Source organism: Chryseobacterium sp. FR048 (genome assembly GCF_056844665.1).
Window position 1 is genome coordinate 81,232 of sequence record NZ_JBXDSE010000002.1, and the last position, 16,448, is coordinate 97,679.

12 protein-coding genes and 1 pseudogene are annotated in these 16,448 nt (G+C 36.6%); 11 read left to right on the forward strand and 2 right to left on the reverse strand.

The annotated features are described in order from the left end of the window. Window positions 1-134: 134 nt before the first annotated feature. The 5 genes and pseudogenes from AC106K_RS05300 to AC106K_RS05320 form a co-directional block, all read left to right on the forward strand. Window positions 135-230, forward strand: a pseudogene (locus AC106K_RS05300) (T9SS type A sorting domain-containing protein); the annotation flags it as partial. Between the two features lie 160 nt (window positions 231-390). Next, complete coding sequence (locus tag AC106K_RS05305) at window positions 391-1,317, forward strand: mevalonate kinase family protein (protein ID WP_047095680.1); 927 nt, start codon at window positions 391-393, stop codon at window positions 1,315-1,317. Window positions 1,318-1,327: 10 nt separating this feature from the next. Next, the gene (locus AC106K_RS05310; RefSeq protein ID WP_482443598.1) at window positions 1,328-2,257 is read left to right on the forward strand and encodes a UbiA family prenyltransferase; all 930 of its coding nucleotides are present in this window, start codon (window positions 1,328-1,330) and stop codon (window positions 2,255-2,257) included. Between the two features lie 63 nt (window positions 2,258-2,320). Beyond that, a complete protein-coding gene (locus tag AC106K_RS05315) occupies window positions 2,321-3,487 on the forward strand; it encodes a proline dehydrogenase family protein (RefSeq protein WP_482443599.1) in 1,167 nt (388 codons plus the stop codon). Between the two features lie 233 nt (window positions 3,488-3,720). Continuing rightward, window positions 3,721-4,743: a T9SS type A sorting domain-containing protein gene (locus tag AC106K_RS05320; RefSeq protein ID WP_482443600.1), complete on the forward strand. Its 1,023-nt coding sequence runs from the start codon at window positions 3,721-3,723 to the stop codon at window positions 4,741-4,743. An 86-nt stretch (window positions 4,744-4,829) separates the two neighbouring features. On the opposite strand, the gene AC106K_RS05325 is transcribed toward AC106K_RS05320, so the two are convergent. After that, the gene (locus AC106K_RS05325) at window positions 4,830-5,366 is read right to left on the reverse strand and encodes a helix-turn-helix domain-containing protein (protein ID WP_482443601.1); all 537 of its coding nucleotides are present in this window, start codon (window positions 5,364-5,366) and stop codon (window positions 4,830-4,832) included. Between the two features lie 970 nt (window positions 5,367-6,336). Between AC106K_RS05325 and AC106K_RS05330 the strand changes: the two genes are divergently transcribed. After that, entirely contained in the window at window positions 6,337-7,446 is a 1,110-nt protein-coding gene (locus tag AC106K_RS05330; protein WP_482443602.1) for a M14 family zinc carboxypeptidase, read from the forward strand. 238 nt (window positions 7,447-7,684) lie between these two features. Here the strand turns inward: AC106K_RS05330 and AC106K_RS05335 are convergent, their stop codons facing one another. Continuing rightward, a complete protein-coding gene (locus tag AC106K_RS05335) occupies window positions 7,685-8,185 on the reverse strand; it encodes a DUF4920 domain-containing protein (protein WP_482443603.1) in 501 nt (166 codons plus the stop codon). 142 nt (window positions 8,186-8,327) lie between these two features. Here AC106K_RS05335 and AC106K_RS05340 point away from each other — a divergent pair, with 142 nt between their 5' ends. The 5 genes from AC106K_RS05340 to uvrA all read left to right on the forward strand — a co-directional run bounded on the left by AC106K_RS05340 (window position 8,328) and on the right by uvrA (window position 16,396). Then, on the forward strand, window positions 8,328-9,740 hold the full coding sequence (locus tag AC106K_RS05340) for an APC family permease (protein WP_482443604.1): 1,413 nt from the start codon (window positions 8,328-8,330) through the stop codon (window positions 9,738-9,740). Between the two features lie 170 nt (window positions 9,741-9,910). Continuing rightward, complete coding sequence (locus AC106K_RS05345; RefSeq protein WP_047095769.1) at window positions 9,911-10,351, forward strand: GPW/gp25 family protein; 441 nt, start codon at window positions 9,911-9,913, stop codon at window positions 10,349-10,351. A 25-nt stretch (window positions 10,352-10,376) separates the two neighbouring features. After that, entirely contained in the window at window positions 10,377-12,260 is a 1,884-nt protein-coding gene (locus AC106K_RS05350; protein WP_482443605.1) for a type VI secretion system baseplate subunit TssF, read from the forward strand. Window positions 12,261-12,367: 107 nt separating this feature from the next. After that, window positions 12,368-13,258: a class A beta-lactamase, subclass A2 gene (bla, locus tag AC106K_RS05355; protein WP_482443606.1), complete on the forward strand. Its 891-nt coding sequence runs from the start codon at window positions 12,368-12,370 to the stop codon at window positions 13,256-13,258. A 306-nt stretch (window positions 13,259-13,564) separates the two neighbouring features. Continuing rightward, window positions 13,565-16,396 carry an excinuclease ABC subunit UvrA gene (gene uvrA / locus AC106K_RS05360; protein ID WP_185288649.1) on the forward strand — a complete coding sequence of 944 codons (2,832 nt, stop codon included), beginning with the start codon at window positions 13,565-13,567 and terminating at the stop codon, window positions 16,394-16,396. Window positions 16,397-16,448: the final 52 nt, after the last annotated feature.

Sequence of the window (16,448 nt, forward strand, 5' to 3'; positions counted from 1 at the left end):
GTTTTAATTGTTGTTATCCGAATCTTACCAAAAAAATGATGATCATTTCTTCCAAAGAAGGTCTGAAGGTTTATAAAATCTATGATGAAGCCGGAAGGCTGATGCTGTCATAATCCTCTTTAAAAGGAAATAAAGAGAAAGTGAAACTTTCTACAATTCAGACAGGGGCTTATATCATCACCATTGAAACAGAAAAACAAACCGTAAATAAGAAACTGATTAAACAATAATTGTCATTAAATGAAAATAAAAAGCCTGAATATCCAGGCTTTTTATTATTTTTAGAACATAAAACGAGGATATAAACCTAAAATTATAGATATTTCGGCCTGAGTTTTGCTTATATTCAGCGGAATAATTTTTAACTTTGCAAAAAGATTTATTGTCAAAATGACCAACCCTTTATTTTATGCAAAAATAATTCTGTTTGGAGAATATGGAATGATCGAAGATTCCCAGGGACTTGTAGTACCCTACAGTTTCTATAAAGGAGCTTTGAAATTTTCAGATCTAGGTTCTGAATTTGAGCTTAATTCCAACAGACATCTGCAGAAATATTCAGATTTTCTTACGACGCTTGATCTGTCTGATGATTTCAGATTGGATATTGATCGTTTCAAAAACGATATTTCAAACGGACTTTTCTTCGATTCCAACATTCCTCAGGGATATGGAGTAGGAAGTTCAGGAGCTCTGGTGGCTGCGATCTTTGAAAAATATTCGATCAGCAAGCTGAATCCTGAGAATATCTCAAAAGATAATCTTAAGAAATTAAAAGCTGTTTTCGGAGAAATGGAAAGCTATTTCCATGGCAAAAGTTCAGGAATGGATCCTTTGATCTGCTACATGAACCTTCCGATCCTTATTGAAAATAAAGAAAATTTAGACAGAGTTTCTATTCCGGATGGAGAAGAAGGAAAAGGAGCAATCTTCCTGATCGATTCCGGCATTACCGGAGAAACAGGGCCTATGATCCAGATCTTCTTTGAGAAAATGAAAACCGAAGGTTTCCGTAAAACGCTGAAAGAAGAGTTTATCCGTTACAACAACGCCTGTATCGATGCTTTCCTGAAAAAAGACATGAATCCGTTCTTCAGAAACTTAAAAAAACTTTCTCACTGGGCATATGAACATTTCCGCCCGATGATCCCTGAAAGTATCTTTAATATCTGGAAAAAAGGTCTTGATTCCAATGCATACTATCTGAAACTTTGCGGAAGCGGAGGCGGTGGCTATATTTTGGGATTCACCAAAGATTACGAAAAAGCAGAAAAAATGCTTGACGGTTTCCAAAAAGAGGTGATTTACAGATTTTAAACAGATTGGAATGAATTCTGAAAAAGAAACTTTCCAATCTAAAAATTTTATTTCAAAATCTCTATTTTACAGATTTTCACAATTCGTGGGCTTTCTGCTCGGAGCACGTTTTTTTGTAGCTGCTTTACTGACGTTTGCCCTGTATGTTTCCACTTTTTTCCTGTTCAACCAGGATGAATCTTTCAGAAATTTTGTATTCGACTTTAAAGTTCATGGCATTATTTTCTGTACGGTTCTTACCATTCTCGCAGGTGGAATTATCAATCAGTTCTATGATCTGGAGAAAGACCATATTGTAAAACCTTTCCGAACCAGAGTTCAGAGTTTCATTAAGCAGAAATATTTTTTATATGCTTATCTGGGGCTGAGTGCAATCTCTTTGGGGGTAGCCTGGGCAATTTCCCATAATGTTTTTGTTTTCTTTGTGGTGTATCAGTTTTTTATGTGGTTTTACAGCCATAAACTGAGCCGGATACTGATTCTGAACAATCTTACTTTTGTCAGCCTTACCCTGTATCCTTTTTTCGGAATGATGGTGTATTATGAAACCTTTTCCAAGAAGGTATTTCTGATGGCTGTTTTCCTTTTCCTGATCCTTTTATGCATTGATATTGTCAAAGATACCCTTACCAAAAGTGTTGATAAAACATTTGGGTATATCACCATTCCCAATTATTTCAAAAGCAGAAATACAAAGATCATCCTGATCACGCTATTGCTGGTTACCATGGCTGTTTCTATGAAGATTATTACCAAAACAGGGGTGTCAGGATTTATGGCTTATTATTTTGCCGGCGGACTTTTCGTTATGATTCTTTGTATTTATCTCTTTTTAAATCCGACCCGAAGAAGCAACTTCTTTACACTGAATCTATTACGATTCTGGGTTTTTGTAGGAATCATTGCGATGCTTTTAAATGGAATAGAACATAAATTATAAAAAAATTCTTTAAATAAACTGAGGTTATTATTACCTTTGCGTAACTAAATTTAATAAATAGGAATGCCCATTTTTAATGATACTAAAGTTGCATTTGCAGACAAGTCTGATGCACAATTGAGAAAGGCGTACTGGATGTTTAAAATGATTGAACAGCCCGCTCTTACAAGTCTTGGAACATCTGTTCTTAACTTCACCGTACACAACAACTTTCCTTTCGTTACAGGAATTGTAAAAAACACTTTATTTGAGCAATTTTGCGGAGGTGAAACCCGTGAAGAAAGTATGAAGGTTGTAAAACAGCTTTTCAAAAGGGGAGTCGGCAGTATTTTCGATTACTCGATTGAGGGAAAGGAAGACGAAGCAACTTTTGATGCGGTATGTAAAGAGATCAAAGACATCGTAAGATTCTCAGTAGGAAACCCGGCAATTCCTTTTATTGTATTCAAGCCTACTGCTTTTGGAAGAATAGATCTGTACGAAGCTGTTGGGAAAGGAGCAGAACTTACCACAAGTCAGAAAGAAGAATGGGAAAGAGTAGTAAGAAGATTTGATGAGGTATGCAGTCTTTGCCACGAACATGATAAAAAAGTAATGGTAGATGCGGAAGAAACATGGATGCAGGATGCGGCAGATCACCTTTGCGAAGAGATGATGGAGAAATATAACCAGCAGAAGCCTATCGTTTGGAATACCATCCAGATGTACAGAACCAAAAGGCTGGAGTATATGGAGGCCAACCTTCAGAGAGCAAGAGAGAAGAATTATTTCATCGGATATAAGATCGTTCGTGGTGCTTATATGGAGAAAGAAAGAGCCAGAGCTGCTGAAAAAGGATATGAAGATCCGATACAGCCAACCAAAGAAGCTTCTGACAAAAACTATAATGCAGGAATTGACTTTGTGATGAACCATTTGGATAAGGTATCTGCTTTCTTTGGAACCCATAATGAGATCTCTTCAGAACTGATCATGGATAAAATGAAAGCCAAGTCTCTCGAAAATGATAATCCACACGTTTATTTCGGACAGCTTTACGGGATGAGTGATAATATTACCTTCTACTTGTCAGATAAAGGCTATAAAGCGGCTAAATATCTTCCATATGGACCTGTAAAGGATGTTGTACCCTATCTTACAAGAAGAGCCCGAGAAAACACCTCTGTAGCCGGACAGACCGGAAGAGAGCTCGGTCTTATCAAGAAAGAACTTGAAAGAAGAAGAAAATAACAGATACGATTATAAAATACCAAAAGCCTACATAATTTGTGGGCTTTTTTTATTCGAGTTAATGAGAGAGAATAGCGATGTTTACTATGAAAAATGAGTTTTTTGCATTTAATGATTATTGAATATAATGTTATTAATTGTTTTATTATATGTGTATTTGATAAAATAAATTAATTTTTATTGTTAATTTCATTTATATTTTTTACATTTGATAAAACGATAAAAACTAAAACATGAAAAAAACTTTACTTCTCGCTGCCTTAGTGGTAGCTAATTTCTGCCTCTCACAAACTTTCTCTAGCGGAGGTTTAAGTACTGGGGCAAATTCTAAAAGTGGTGCAGCCGCACCCGCAGGGTACACATGGTCAGAACTGCAGAATGATGCAGGAAATACTACAGAGACAAATTCTTCGTTTGGAATATCAGGAACATACAATTCAGCTACTGCAAGCTTTTTCTTAGCAGATGATTTTATAATTCCTGCAGGGGGACAGTGGCAGATCAGTAAAATTGATTTCTTTGCCTACCAGACCGGCTATACAGGAACTACTGCTCCTTTTAATACCGTAAGAGTTAATATCTATAGTTCAGATCCTTCAGTAGCAGGTGCTGTAAGTGTATATGGAGATGATACCACCAATAGATTCAGTGCCGGAGTAGATGCGGGAATGTACAGAATTGGAAATACAAGTGTTCCTTCCACGGTTACAACCCCTGCTACCAACCGTAAAATATGGAAAATAACGGCAAATACTCCTGTTACATTAAATCCGGGAACCTACTGGATAAAATATCAGCTACAGAATGTGACACCAGCCAGTGGAGGCTTTTTACCTTCTGTAACGATTGTTGATTCACGAGGATTAGCCTCTTTTAATGCTAAACAATTCAATGCCGTTGGAGGAACATGGGTAAGTATTTTAGATGACGGGCTCCCAACAACAGCTCCTGACGTTCCTGTAGATATGCCTTTTATAATCACATACACTACGTCTTCATTGGGCACAAAAGAAACCATGCAGTATGACAATAGGGTACAGGTATATCCGAATCCGGTGAAAGATCATTTTAAGATCAATAATCCGGAAAGAATGAAAATAAGTGCAGTAGACATTATTGATGCTTCCGGTAAGATGGTAAGAACGCTGAAAGGTTCAGAAGAGTACAGTGTTTCAGATCTGCCGAAAGGAAGTTATATTCTTAAAATATATAATGATTGCGGACCTGCCAAAATTACAAAATTAATAAAGCAATAGCTTTAGTTTTCTTCTTCAAATATTTTTTACCTGGCTATTCTTTAGCCAGGTTTTTTTATTTAGGATGAGCTATTAATTTTGACTTTTTAAGGTTCAAAACTTTCGAATTTTCCATTTTCATAGAACAAAACGATACGTTTTATTTTATTGGTTTGATTTCCAATAACTTGACTCAGTATTTGTTCCGCAGAATTATCTAATCGCTGAGAATCGGATATTTGCTCAGAAGCTTTACCTTGGGACGGTATAAACGATTCTCCAGAAGGTGTCTGAGGAAGCTCCATTTCGGTTTCATCAGTTCCGAACTCATCATCTTCATTGATCATGGTAAAGAGATCGGGCAGAGGAGTAGTATGTACCTTTTCTTCCTCTATAGGTTTTTCTGTAAGTTCAGGATCGGCTGTCTTTGGTTTCAACATTTCGCCTTCACCAGTAACCAACCAGTCCCAAAGAAGTTCCGGAAATCGGGATTTTATTTTTATGATAAACTCCAGAGACGGTTTGTTTCTTCCCGAAGTAATATGCGAAATGGAAGAACGCTGTACATCAATTTCATCTGCAAACTCGGAAGAGGTAAGCTGGGAATACTCTATAACTTTTGAAATTCTTTCGTTTAAACTCATAAAAATAAGTCTTTAATTATATTACAAATGTAAAACATAAAATTTACAAATACAAACTACAATTGTAAATAAATGAAAATTTGTTTCATATACAAATGTAAACTAGTTATAATATACTATAAAACAATAAAATATAAATTAATTACAAATGTGTTCTATTATATATAATACTAAACTTCAGATTCTATATGGCTGGTATCCCAGGTAATATTCTATAATAATTACGGCTAAAATCAGGTTATAAATGTAAATTATTGCTTTTTAAAGAAGATTTCGCTCCCTTAAAGCTCTTATTTCGCTTATTTACATTGTTAAATTACTGGATTATGATCAAAATAGGTAGAATAGAAGGAAATATTGACTAAAGTACTAATAATAAAGGATATTATATGATATACAAGCGTAAATTACTGATGTAAATAGCTTGTTTTATGGCTATTCTAAGAAGTAATTAGTAGCTAAACCTCTATTTTTTAAATGGCTCGTTTTTTTGATGTTTTTAAAGCTCCAAAAAATAGAAATCAGGATCAGTTTTCCTGCTGATTTTAGAATTTTGTTCGATTTACAATTGTTTATAGGATTAAATTACCTTGTTATACTCATTTTATATGTTTAATAAAATACGGCATATTTGTCATAAAACATCTCTTTTTTGACTTCAAGTATATTTACAAATAGTATTTAGATAGATTTCATAACTAGCTGAAAATATGCTATTTAAATATATTGAATTGAATTATTCGCAATCCACAATTTTATCCACAGACATTTTGTCAAGGCAGATTGTTTAATAATGTTACAGGTGTTAATCTGTAAATTTCATTAAAAACATCACGGATTAACTTCTGTAAACAGCTTAAATTTTAATGTAAATTCTAAAAATTGCCCGATTTTACACTTGTTTACATATGTTAATTTAGTTTTTATGCCTTAAAATGGTTAAATTTGATTCTTGTAAATTATTCCAACAATGAATTTTGAACAGATCTATACTCAAACCCCCGATTTTCCAAATCGCTATATTTCCCCAGAAAAATTATTTTCTTACCTACAGACGAATCTCAGCGATTATATTCAGGAGATCGGTACTTCCTATTTAAATAAACCGATTTATCAGTTAAGCATCGGAACCGGAAACATTCAGATACTGGCCTGGTCACAAATGCATGGTAACGAATCCAACGCCACCCATGCTATGCTAGACCTTTTGATTAGTCTTGATAAAGCTCCTGAAATGAAAGAAGATCTTCTTAGTAAGATCAGACTGGATTTTATATTTATGCTGAATCCCGATGGTTCTGAAAGATGGACAAGACTTAATGCTTCAGATATTGACCTGAACAGAGATTTTCATAATGAAGCCAGTAAAGAGATCAGGTTTCTGAAAAAAGCAGCTTCTTCAAAGAAATATGATTATGCATTAAACCTCCATGAGCAGCGAACCATTTTCACAACAGATGGTATTCATCCTGCTACACTTTCCTTTCTGGCTCCTTCAGAAAATGTGGAACGTACCGTAACCGAAAACCGTAAGAAATGTATGGCAGTAATCGGAAATGTTTACAACCACCTGAAAGAAATGATCCCCAACCAGATCGGAAGATATTCTGATGAATTTTATCCAACTTCCACCGGAGATAACTTCATCAAAGCCGGAATGCCTACCATATTATTTGAAGGCGGACATTTTGTAGACGACTATACAAGAAAGGGAACCCGAAAATACTATACGGTTGCGTTATACTATGCACTCAAGGCAATCAGTGAGCTGAATTCAGATATTACAGGTTGGGAAACTTACCTTGAAATTCCGGAGAATAAAGAAACTCATTATGATATTGTCTACAGAAATGTAAAACTGAATACAGAACACGAGTGTATCTTAGACATTGCTGTTCAGTATCGGGAAACCAAAGAAGAAGGAAAGGAGGAAATCTCTTTTATTCCTTTTGTGATGGAAGCCGGAGATGTAAGAAGAAAAAAAGGCTGGCTGGAAATAGACTGTACCGGAAAGAAATTTATTTCTGCGACTAAATATCCTAAGCTGGATGCAGTGGTAGATTTTAAAATAGAAGATTAAGAGTTTCGGCGATCCAAAGGATCGCCGAAACTTATTCTATAGAAAAGGTAATGCTCATTCCTATAAAAGACCTTATTAATCTACAAACTCTATTCATTCAATAGAAACGGGCTTTAGCCCGTTTAATAAAAATCCAATACAATCCGGCTTTAGCCAAAACCTAAAAAAACTCTGAAAATAAATTCCAGAGCTTTTTATTATTTTTTTATCCTTATAAAAGGACCTATATAATTAAAATTTAATTAACCACTTTGATTCCATTCGCTACAAACCTGATCTCTTCTTTCGGCTGTGTAATGGCATCAATTTCAGACTGCGGTTTTTTAGCATCTTCAGCATAATGTTTCTGCTCGTTTACAGAAATTACTTTTCTCTCTGCATTACCTTCCAATACTACATTTTTACCTTTTAGAGCAGTAGGTACGAAGAAGGCATAGTCTTTCATTTTCACAAAAAACTTTGAGTTGTCTTCTGTTTGAACAGTAAGCCAGCATCCTTTTTTATCACAGACATCGGTTACTTTTCCTTTAACGGCTATATTTTCAATCTTTTTATTGTCTTTTTTGAGTTGTTTATTCAGTTTATCTACCGTGATAGCTTTAGATTCAACAGAGGAAGATACCGCACCTCCATAAGTGTCACCAACTGAAGCATTTCCGGGTGGCGGACCACTTTGTTGTGCAAAAGCCAGGCTGGAAGCAGTTACCGCTGCAGCAAATAATATCGTTTTAAATTTCATTTTTTAATATTTCCTCAAAAATACTAATTAAAATTGAATCATAAAGGAGTAAGGGGTGATAAAAAACAGGCAATTGCGCAAAATATCAATAAATTTCAAAATCAAAGAGAGATTTGTTTATATTTGAGGCCTATACTTGACTATGCAGAAAAAACTGAAACTATGGGATGCCATCATGTTGGTGATGGGATCTATGATCGGAAGTGGGATCTTTATTGTAAGTGCTGATATGATGCGGAACCTGGGATCAGGATTCTGGCTGATTGTAGTATGGATCATTACAGGGATAATGACAGTAGCAGCGGCTATAAGCTATGGCGAACTTTCTGCTCTTTTTCCTAAAGCCGGGGGACAATACACTTATCTTAAAGAAATTTTTGGGAAAAGAATGGGATTTCTTTACGGCTGGGGCTTGTTTACGGTGATACAAACCGGAACGATTGCTGCGGTAGCGATGGCTTTTGGTAAATTTACAGCCTATCTGGTACCTTCTCTTAATGATGCTGCACCTATTTTCCAAAGTGGTGAATTTAAAATTACATGGATTCAGATTCTGGCTATTGCCGTGATCCTCCTGCTTACTTATATTAATACCAGAGGAGTACAAAGTGGAAAAATCCTTCAGAATGTATTTACAGGATCCAAAATTATTGCATTACTAGGGTTGATTGCATTAGGTTTTATTCTGGTTGACTTCTCTCATTTGTCTGAAAATTTTAGCTTGGGAGCAGATTCATTCAATAATCTTAAAAAAGATCTGACGGGCAACTTTCTTAAAGAAGGTTGGGAACCTATTGGGGGGATGACTTTATTGGGAGGAATTGCAGCAGCAATGGTGGGCTCAGTTTTCAGTTCTGTAGCATGGGAAAGTGTTACTTTTGTTTCAGGGGAAATAGATAATCCGAAACGGAATGTAGTAAAATCAATGATCTATGGTACTTCAGCTGTCATGATCCTTTATATAGCTGTGAATTTTGTATACCTTAATGCATTAGACAGAGACGGAATTGCCTTTGCCACCAATGACAGGGTTGCTGTAGCTGCATCGCAGAATATTTTCGGGAGTGCGGGAACCATTATTATTGCATTATTAGTGATGATCTCTACATTCGGATGTGATAACGGGCTGATCCTTGCGGGAGCGAGAGTATTTCAAACCATGGCTAAAGATGGAATGTTCTTTAAATCAGCCATCAAAAACAATAAAAATGAAGTTCCGGAAAATGCTTTGTGGATGCAGGGAGTCTGGGCTTCCATCCTTTGTCTGAGCGGGCAGTACGGAAATCTTTTGGATATGATTTCTTTTGTGATCGTATTATTTTATATGATAACGGTTTTCGGGGTTATTTATCTGAGAATTAAACAGCCTGCATTGGAAAGACCTTATAAAACGTGGCTTTACCCTGTAACACCTATTATTTATCTGCTTATAGGAACCTGTTTCTGTATTCTGTTGTTGATTTATAAACAGCAATATACATGGCCGGGATTTGTAATGGTCTTATTGGGACTTCCGGTCTATTATTTTATCAACAGGAAAAATGCAGACAACTAAAGTAATCGTAAGAGATATACTGGCATATAAGAATTTCAGGGCTTTCAATTCAGTTTGAGGGCCCTTATTTTTGAATAATATTTTGATGGATTGTAGCAATTATTTGGTGAAAATGTGTATTTTGGTATTTCGTTTTTAAGACAGGACCATGAAGTAAAAAATAAGAAGTTATGGATACACCAAATTACAGAATGCCTTTCGTTCCGTCTACTTTAATGACCGAAGGCGGAAGTATCGATACCTGCGATATGGGCGAAAGTATTGCCCACAATATAATGCTGCTGATCACCACCAAAAAAGGGGAGAACAGATATGATGAAAACTATGGAAACGACGTTTGGAACCTGGAATTCGATAATGGAGTTACCAGCGCCATCTGGGAAAATGTTTTTGTCAAAAGCCTTAGAAGACAGATTCTTGAATATGAACCAAGAATTGTAAACCCGCAGATCGATGCTCACATACAATTTGTAGAACACAGCTACGATACCAAAGAACACACCGAAATCAAAAAGAAAGTAAGAATTGCCATCAATGCAAAAATGGAAGAAACAGGAGAACGTTTCAGTTTTTCTACTGAGCTGTTTCTGAGCCCTATGTCTATTGATTAATATTTTTAACAGTGAAAAAAAAATTATGAATTTAGATCAGAATATTTATTCCAAAGAATCTGTAAAAGCAAGGATGCTTCAGAATGCCACTAAAGTATGGGGACTGAAGAGCCCACAATCTTTAGACCCTTTCGTCAAACTATTGATTGATGCATTCAGTACAGAAGTTTTTAAAGCGAATAATGAAATACAGACGGTAAATGCCCGTATTTTGGAAAAACTGGCCAAACTGCTTACCCCGTCTATTTATACCCATCCCATTCCGTCTCATGCGGTTGCTTTTACACAGCCTTATGAGTCTTCAGAAGTTTTACTGGAACATACGGAGTTTTTCTTTCGTAAACAAATGACTTCTACGGTAAAATCAGAATCTGATAAACAGTTGAATATTCCTTTTACACCAGTAGGGAATGTAAGAATCAATAAAGTACATACATCAATTATGTTTGTAGGAAATACCTGCTATAGTATTGATGACCGGTTCAATAAAATTCCTATTGCGAGATTTGCCGGTAAACCGGAAGATTACAGAAAAATTACAATAGGAGTGGATGTTACTAAATATGTGAGTGAAAACTTTCCTAAATATTTGAGCGTATTCTGTTCCAATCCAGCCTTTGAGCATCTTGACTTTGTTTATAAATTATTGCCTTATATAACCGTTTCCAGTAATGGGAATCCTTTATTTGTAAGAGAAGGACTGAGCTACCTGACGGAAAGTCATACAGATGGCTATGAGCAGATGTTCAAAGAACAGTCTATCAGAAATAAAGTGATTGAAGATATAAAGAGCATTTACCGCCATAAATTTATTGAGATCACCGGAATATCAAGCAGTCTGTTTTCAGAGCCGGGCCAATTGCCGCAAAATCTTGATTTCCTTACTGCAAAAGAAGAAATTGTAAAGTATATAGATGGTAAAAGATACCTTTGGCTTACGTTTGAGTTTCCGCCACAGTTTTCTGCTGAGATCCTGGATAACTTCTCATTTGTACTGAATGCTTTCCCGATTTATAACCGGGGCTGGAAGAAAACAGAGTACAGCCTTGATATTATGGGAAACAATATTCCTTTGGTAACAGATGAAGGAGAGCACTTCCTGTATGTAGATGAGGTTCAGGATGGCGATGGAAGAAAATATACGGAAATCCCTTTTACGCCTGCCGGAGATCTGAAGAAAGGATTGTACACCGTAAGAAAAGGAGGAATGGAGCGTTTCACCAGTAGAAATGCAGTAGATATGATCGCTAATGTTCTGGAGCTTACAAGAGATGAAATTGCAGCATTTTCCCTTTTGAACAGAGACAATGTAAAAGGAGTTCTGAGTGAGATGTCTGATAAAATGAAGTCTATGGTGCAGAAAGTAAACAATGCCAAGAGAAATATCAGACAGGAGCTGAACTATGTTATCATGGAGCCGGTGGAAAAAACAGACCATACCTATGCTTCTTTCTGGGTAACCAATTCTACATTGGCGAATCATATGCGTCCCGGAACAGAACTCTCTAATCAGCTGAAATCTCAGACGGTCGTTCTGCTTACAGAAACATTGGGTGGGGCTGAAGAGCAAAAAGGAACAGATAGCATTCAGGCTTATAAATATGCCCTGACAACAAGAGATAAAATTATTTCCCTTGAAGATGTCAAAAACTATTGTCGTATGATCCTGAAAGATGAATTGAGAGAAGTAAGGGTAAGAAGAGGAACTATGATCAGCAATAAACCTAAAGAAGGTTTTGTAAGAACCGTTGAGGTAGAAATTATACCACAAAACTATTCTTTTTATGGAAGAGCTTATTGGGAAAATATGGCAAATATCCTGAGAAATCAGATCATTGCCAAAGCAATAGACGGTATTGAATATCTTGTGAAAATAAGTAATGAAGATATTGAGTTTCAGGATATGTAAAATTCCTTTAAAAGTATATCATCCGTTAAAATATAAAATGCCGTAGAAAATACGGCATTTTTAACATCCTATTGCCTGACCTAGGTGATAAATAAAACTTTATTTCAATGAAGAAAATCTCATTTTTAATCATTCTTTTCATTTCCTGTATTCAAATTAAGAGTCAGACCATTAATGACCTGAGAAATAAGATCCATGGAATTATTTCAATCAAAAATGCGACTGTAGGAATCTCTCTGAAAGGAATAGAAGATCAGGATACATTAAGCATCAATGGAAACAAAAATACCCCTTTGATGAGTGTTTTCAAATTTCATATTGCTTTGGCGGTTTTAAACCGGGTGGATAAAGGAAAACTGAAGCTGGATCAAAAGTTTTTCATTAAAAAAGAAGAGCTGCTTCCTGATACCTGGAGCCCTATCAGAGACGAATATCCGCAGGGAAACATGAACCTTACCTTAGATCAGTTACTGAGATATACCGTTTCACATAGTGACAACAATGGATGCGATATACTTCTGAATATTTTAGGAGGCACCCAAACAGTTCAGAAATTCATCAACCAGCAGGGGATTAAAGATTTTACCATCAAAGTGAACGAACAGCAAATGTCGTCTTTTGAAAAATTCTATCTGAATACCACAACTCCGCTTGCCACAACAGCCCTTTTAGAAAAATTCTATAAGGGAAAAGTACTGAAGAAAGATACCACAAAATACCTGTACAGAATCATGGTGGAGACTTCCAGAGGATTAACCTGGATGAAGGCAGGCCTGCCGGAAGGTACCGAATTGGCTCACCGCACCGGAATATCAAATAGAAATGATGATAATATGAGAGCTGCAATGAACGATGTTGGTATTGTAACACTTCCCAATGGGAAACATTATATTTTATCAGTATATCTGAAAAACATCAACGAAGAAATGAAGGATACAGAAAAGATCATTGCAGACATCAGCCGCGCAGTCTGGGAATATTATGTAAGTAAACCCTGATTGATGGTAAGTTTCACTCTTCTGTTAAACTTACAATATTCAGGATTATTAATAAACATCTTTGAAAATCAGCACAAACTCTGGTTTGAAAATTCAATAGAAACGGGCTTTAGCCCGTTTTTTCAATAATAAAAGATCCATTGGCTTTAGCCAAAACCTATAATCGGTATTCTTGTAAATAAAACCATAGCAATCAGAAGAAACAAAGCTTTATTATAAAAATTTTAACCCTTTGAAATTCGAAAAAATTCCATAAAAATCCGTAATTTTGCACGTCGTGATTTTCAGACAAAATCACTCCAGATTATGAGCAAATCAACAGAATATATAGAAGTTTACGGAGCTCGTGAACACAATCTAAAGAATATTAATGTTAAAATTCCCCGCAACGAACTTGTTGTGATTACCGGGCTTTCCGGAAGTGGGAAATCGTCACTCGCTTTTGATACGATTTTTGCCGAAGGACAGCGCCGTTATATCGAAACATTTTCGGCATATGCACGTCAGTTCCTGGGTGGATTGGAGCGTCCGGATGTAGATAAGATTGAAGGACTTTCTCCGGTGATTGCCATTGAGCAGAAGACCACCAATAAAAACCCAAGATCTACTGTGGGAACCGTTACAGAACTGTATGACTTCCTGCGTCTTTTATACGCAAGAGTTTCGGATGCATACTCTTTGTCTACAGGACAAAAGCTGGTAAGTTATACCGAAGATCAGATTCTGGAAACCATCAAAGAAAACTATAAAAAAGAAAAGATCATGCTGCTGGCGCCTGTGGTACGTTCCAGAAAAGGACATTACCATGAGCTTTTTGTACAGATGGCGAAAAAAGGGTACGGACAGGCAAGAATTGATGGCGAACTTCAGGATATTGAATATGATCTGAAACTTGACCGATACAAAACCCACGATATTGACATCGTTATCGACCGTTGGATCATCGGAGAAAGCGCATCAGAAGGAAGAATGGAAAAATCATTGCGTACAGCGATGGAAATGGGTGAGGGAATTATCGGAATTCAGAAATTGGGAAGTACAGATATAGAATATTTCTCTAAAAACCTGATGGATGCTGAGACAGGACACTCTCTGGCATTACCTGAACCTAACACTTTCTCATTCAACTCTCCAAAAGGAAGCTGCCCCAACTGTAAAGGACTGGGAACGATCAAAAAGATCAATACCGATTATTTTATAGACAATCCCAAGCTATCGATCAACCAGGGTGGATTACTTCCTTTAGAAGATATTAAATCCAATAAATGGATTCTTTCACAGATCAAAAACATCCTTGAGATCTTCGGATTAGGATTAACAACGCCATTGAAGGATATTCCTGAAGAGGCTCTTGATTATATCTATAACGGATGTCATAAAGAATTCAATAAAGACCTGAAATATGCAGGGATTACCAAGAAAATAAAGATCAGTTTTGATGGGTTGATCACTTTCATGGAAGAGATTATCGATGAAAGAGAATCGTACGAAGCTATTTTGCTGGAAAGACACTTCACTACAGAAGAAACCTGTCCGGAATGTAATGGAACCCGTCTTCAGCCTTCAAGTTTAAGCTTTAAAATTGATGGAAAGAATATTGCTGAGGTGAACGGATTGAGCCTTTCAGATTTGAAAGACTGGCTGGCAGATGTTAAAGATAAATTTTCAGAGAAAAATAAGATCATTGCTCATGAGATTTTAAAAGAGATCGAAACAAGACTACAGTTCTTACTGGATGTCGGTTTAGATTACCTGAGTCTGAGCAGAAGTTCCAAAACTCTTTCAGGAGGAGAATCTCAAAGGATTCGTCTGGCAACACAGATCGGTTCCCAGTTAGTTAATGTACTGTATATCCTTGATGAACCAAGTATCGGACTTCACCAGAGAGACAACGAGAGGTTGATCCATTCCCTGAAAAACCTTAGAGACATCGGAAATTCCGTATTGGTGGTGGAGCATGATAAAGACATGATTCTGGAAGCTGATGAGGTTCTGGATATTGGTCCAAAAGCTGGAAAATTCGGAGGTGAAATCCTTTGGCAGGGTAAACCGAAAGACTTACTGAAGGCAGATACGATCACGGCTCAATATATTAACGGAAAAAGAAAAATTGAAATACCTGCCGAAAGAAGAGCAGGCAGTGGTAAAAATATTGTACTGAAAGGAGCCACAGGAAACAACCTTAAAAATGTAACCCTGGATATTCCTTTAGGAAAACTGGTAGTGGTGACCGGAATTTCCGGAAGTGGAAAATCTTCATTGGTCAACGGAACTTTATATCCGATCCTTAACAAGCATTTCTACAGAGCTGTTCAGGAACCTTTACCTTACAAAAAGATAGAAGGACTTGAAAATATCGACAAAATTGTAGACGTAGACCAGACTCCAATCGGGAGAACGCCACGTTCCAATCCTGCGACCTATACAGGAATGTTTACCGACATCAGAAATCTTTTCGCAGAACTGCCGGAAAGTAAGATCCGTGGGTACAAACCGGGAAGATTCTCTTTCAATGTAAAAGGCGGAAGATGCGAAACCTGTCAGGGGGGCGGATTGAAAGTTATCGAAATGAACTTCCTTCCGGACGTATATGTACATTGCGAAACCTGCAACGGAAAGCGTTTCAACAGAGAAACCCTTGAAGTTCGTTACAAAGGAAAATCAATTTCCGATGTTCTGGATATGACGATTGATGAAGCTGTAGACTTTTTCCAGCCGATTCCTAAGATTTTTGCGAAAGTAAAAACATTACAGGATGTAGGTTTAGGCTATATTACCCTGGGACAGCAGTCAACAACCCTTTCAGGAGGAGAAGCGCAGCGTATCAAGTTAGCAACCGAACTGGCAAAAAGACAAACTGGAAATACCCTTTACATTCTTGATGAACCTACTACAGGACTTCACTTCGAAGATGTAAAGATCCTGATGGATGCCATCAACCAATTGGTGGAATTAGGAAACTCATTCATCATCATCGAACATAATATGGACGTCATCAAATTGGCAGACCACATTATTGACGTTGGACCGGAAGGAGGAAAACATGGCGGACAAATTGTAGCACAAGGAACTCCTGAGGAAATTGTGAAATCTAAGAAGAGCTTGACCGGGAAGTTTTTGAAGAGAGAATTAGAATAAAAATTATATAAATATATTACGGAAAACCACAATGAAAATTGTGGTTTTTTTA

Excerpts from the sequence above, each read along its gene's own strand:
- AC106K_RS05345 (WP_047095769.1), top strand. The coding sequence starts at position 9,911 with ATGGATACACCAAATTACAGAATGCCTTTCGTTCCGTCTACTTTAATG.
- AC106K_RS05305 (WP_047095680.1), top strand. The coding sequence starts at position 391 with ATGACCAACCCTTTATTTTATGCAAAAATAATTCTGTTTGGAGAATAT.
- AC106K_RS05315 (WP_482443599.1), top strand. The coding sequence starts at position 2,321 with ATGCCCATTTTTAATGATACTAAAGTTGCATTTGCAGACAAGTCTGAT.
- AC106K_RS05320 (WP_482443600.1), top strand. The coding sequence starts at position 3,721 with ATGAAAAAAACTTTACTTCTCGCTGCCTTAGTGGTAGCTAATTTCTGC.
- AC106K_RS05350 (WP_482443605.1), top strand. The coding sequence starts at position 10,377 with ATGAATTTAGATCAGAATATTTATTCCAAAGAATCTGTAAAAGCAAGG.
- AC106K_RS05325 (WP_482443601.1), bottom strand. The coding sequence starts at position 5,366 with ATGAGTTTAAACGAAAGAATTTCAAAAGTTATAGAGTATTCCCAGCTT.
- AC106K_RS05310 (WP_482443598.1), top strand. The coding sequence starts at position 1,328 with ATGAATTCTGAAAAAGAAACTTTCCAATCTAAAAATTTTATTTCAAAA.
- AC106K_RS05340 (WP_482443604.1), top strand. The coding sequence starts at position 8,328 with ATGCAGAAAAAACTGAAACTATGGGATGCCATCATGTTGGTGATGGGA.
- AC106K_RS05335 (WP_482443603.1), bottom strand. The coding sequence starts at position 8,185 with ATGAAATTTAAAACGATATTATTTGCTGCAGCGGTAACTGCTTCCAGC.
- uvrA (WP_185288649.1), top strand. The coding sequence starts at position 13,565 with ATGAGCAAATCAACAGAATATATAGAAGTTTACGGAGCTCGTGAACAC.
- bla (WP_482443606.1), top strand. The coding sequence starts at position 12,368 with ATGAAGAAAATCTCATTTTTAATCATTCTTTTCATTTCCTGTATTCAA.
- AC106K_RS05330 (WP_482443602.1), top strand. The coding sequence starts at position 6,337 with ATGAATTTTGAACAGATCTATACTCAAACCCCCGATTTTCCAAATCGC.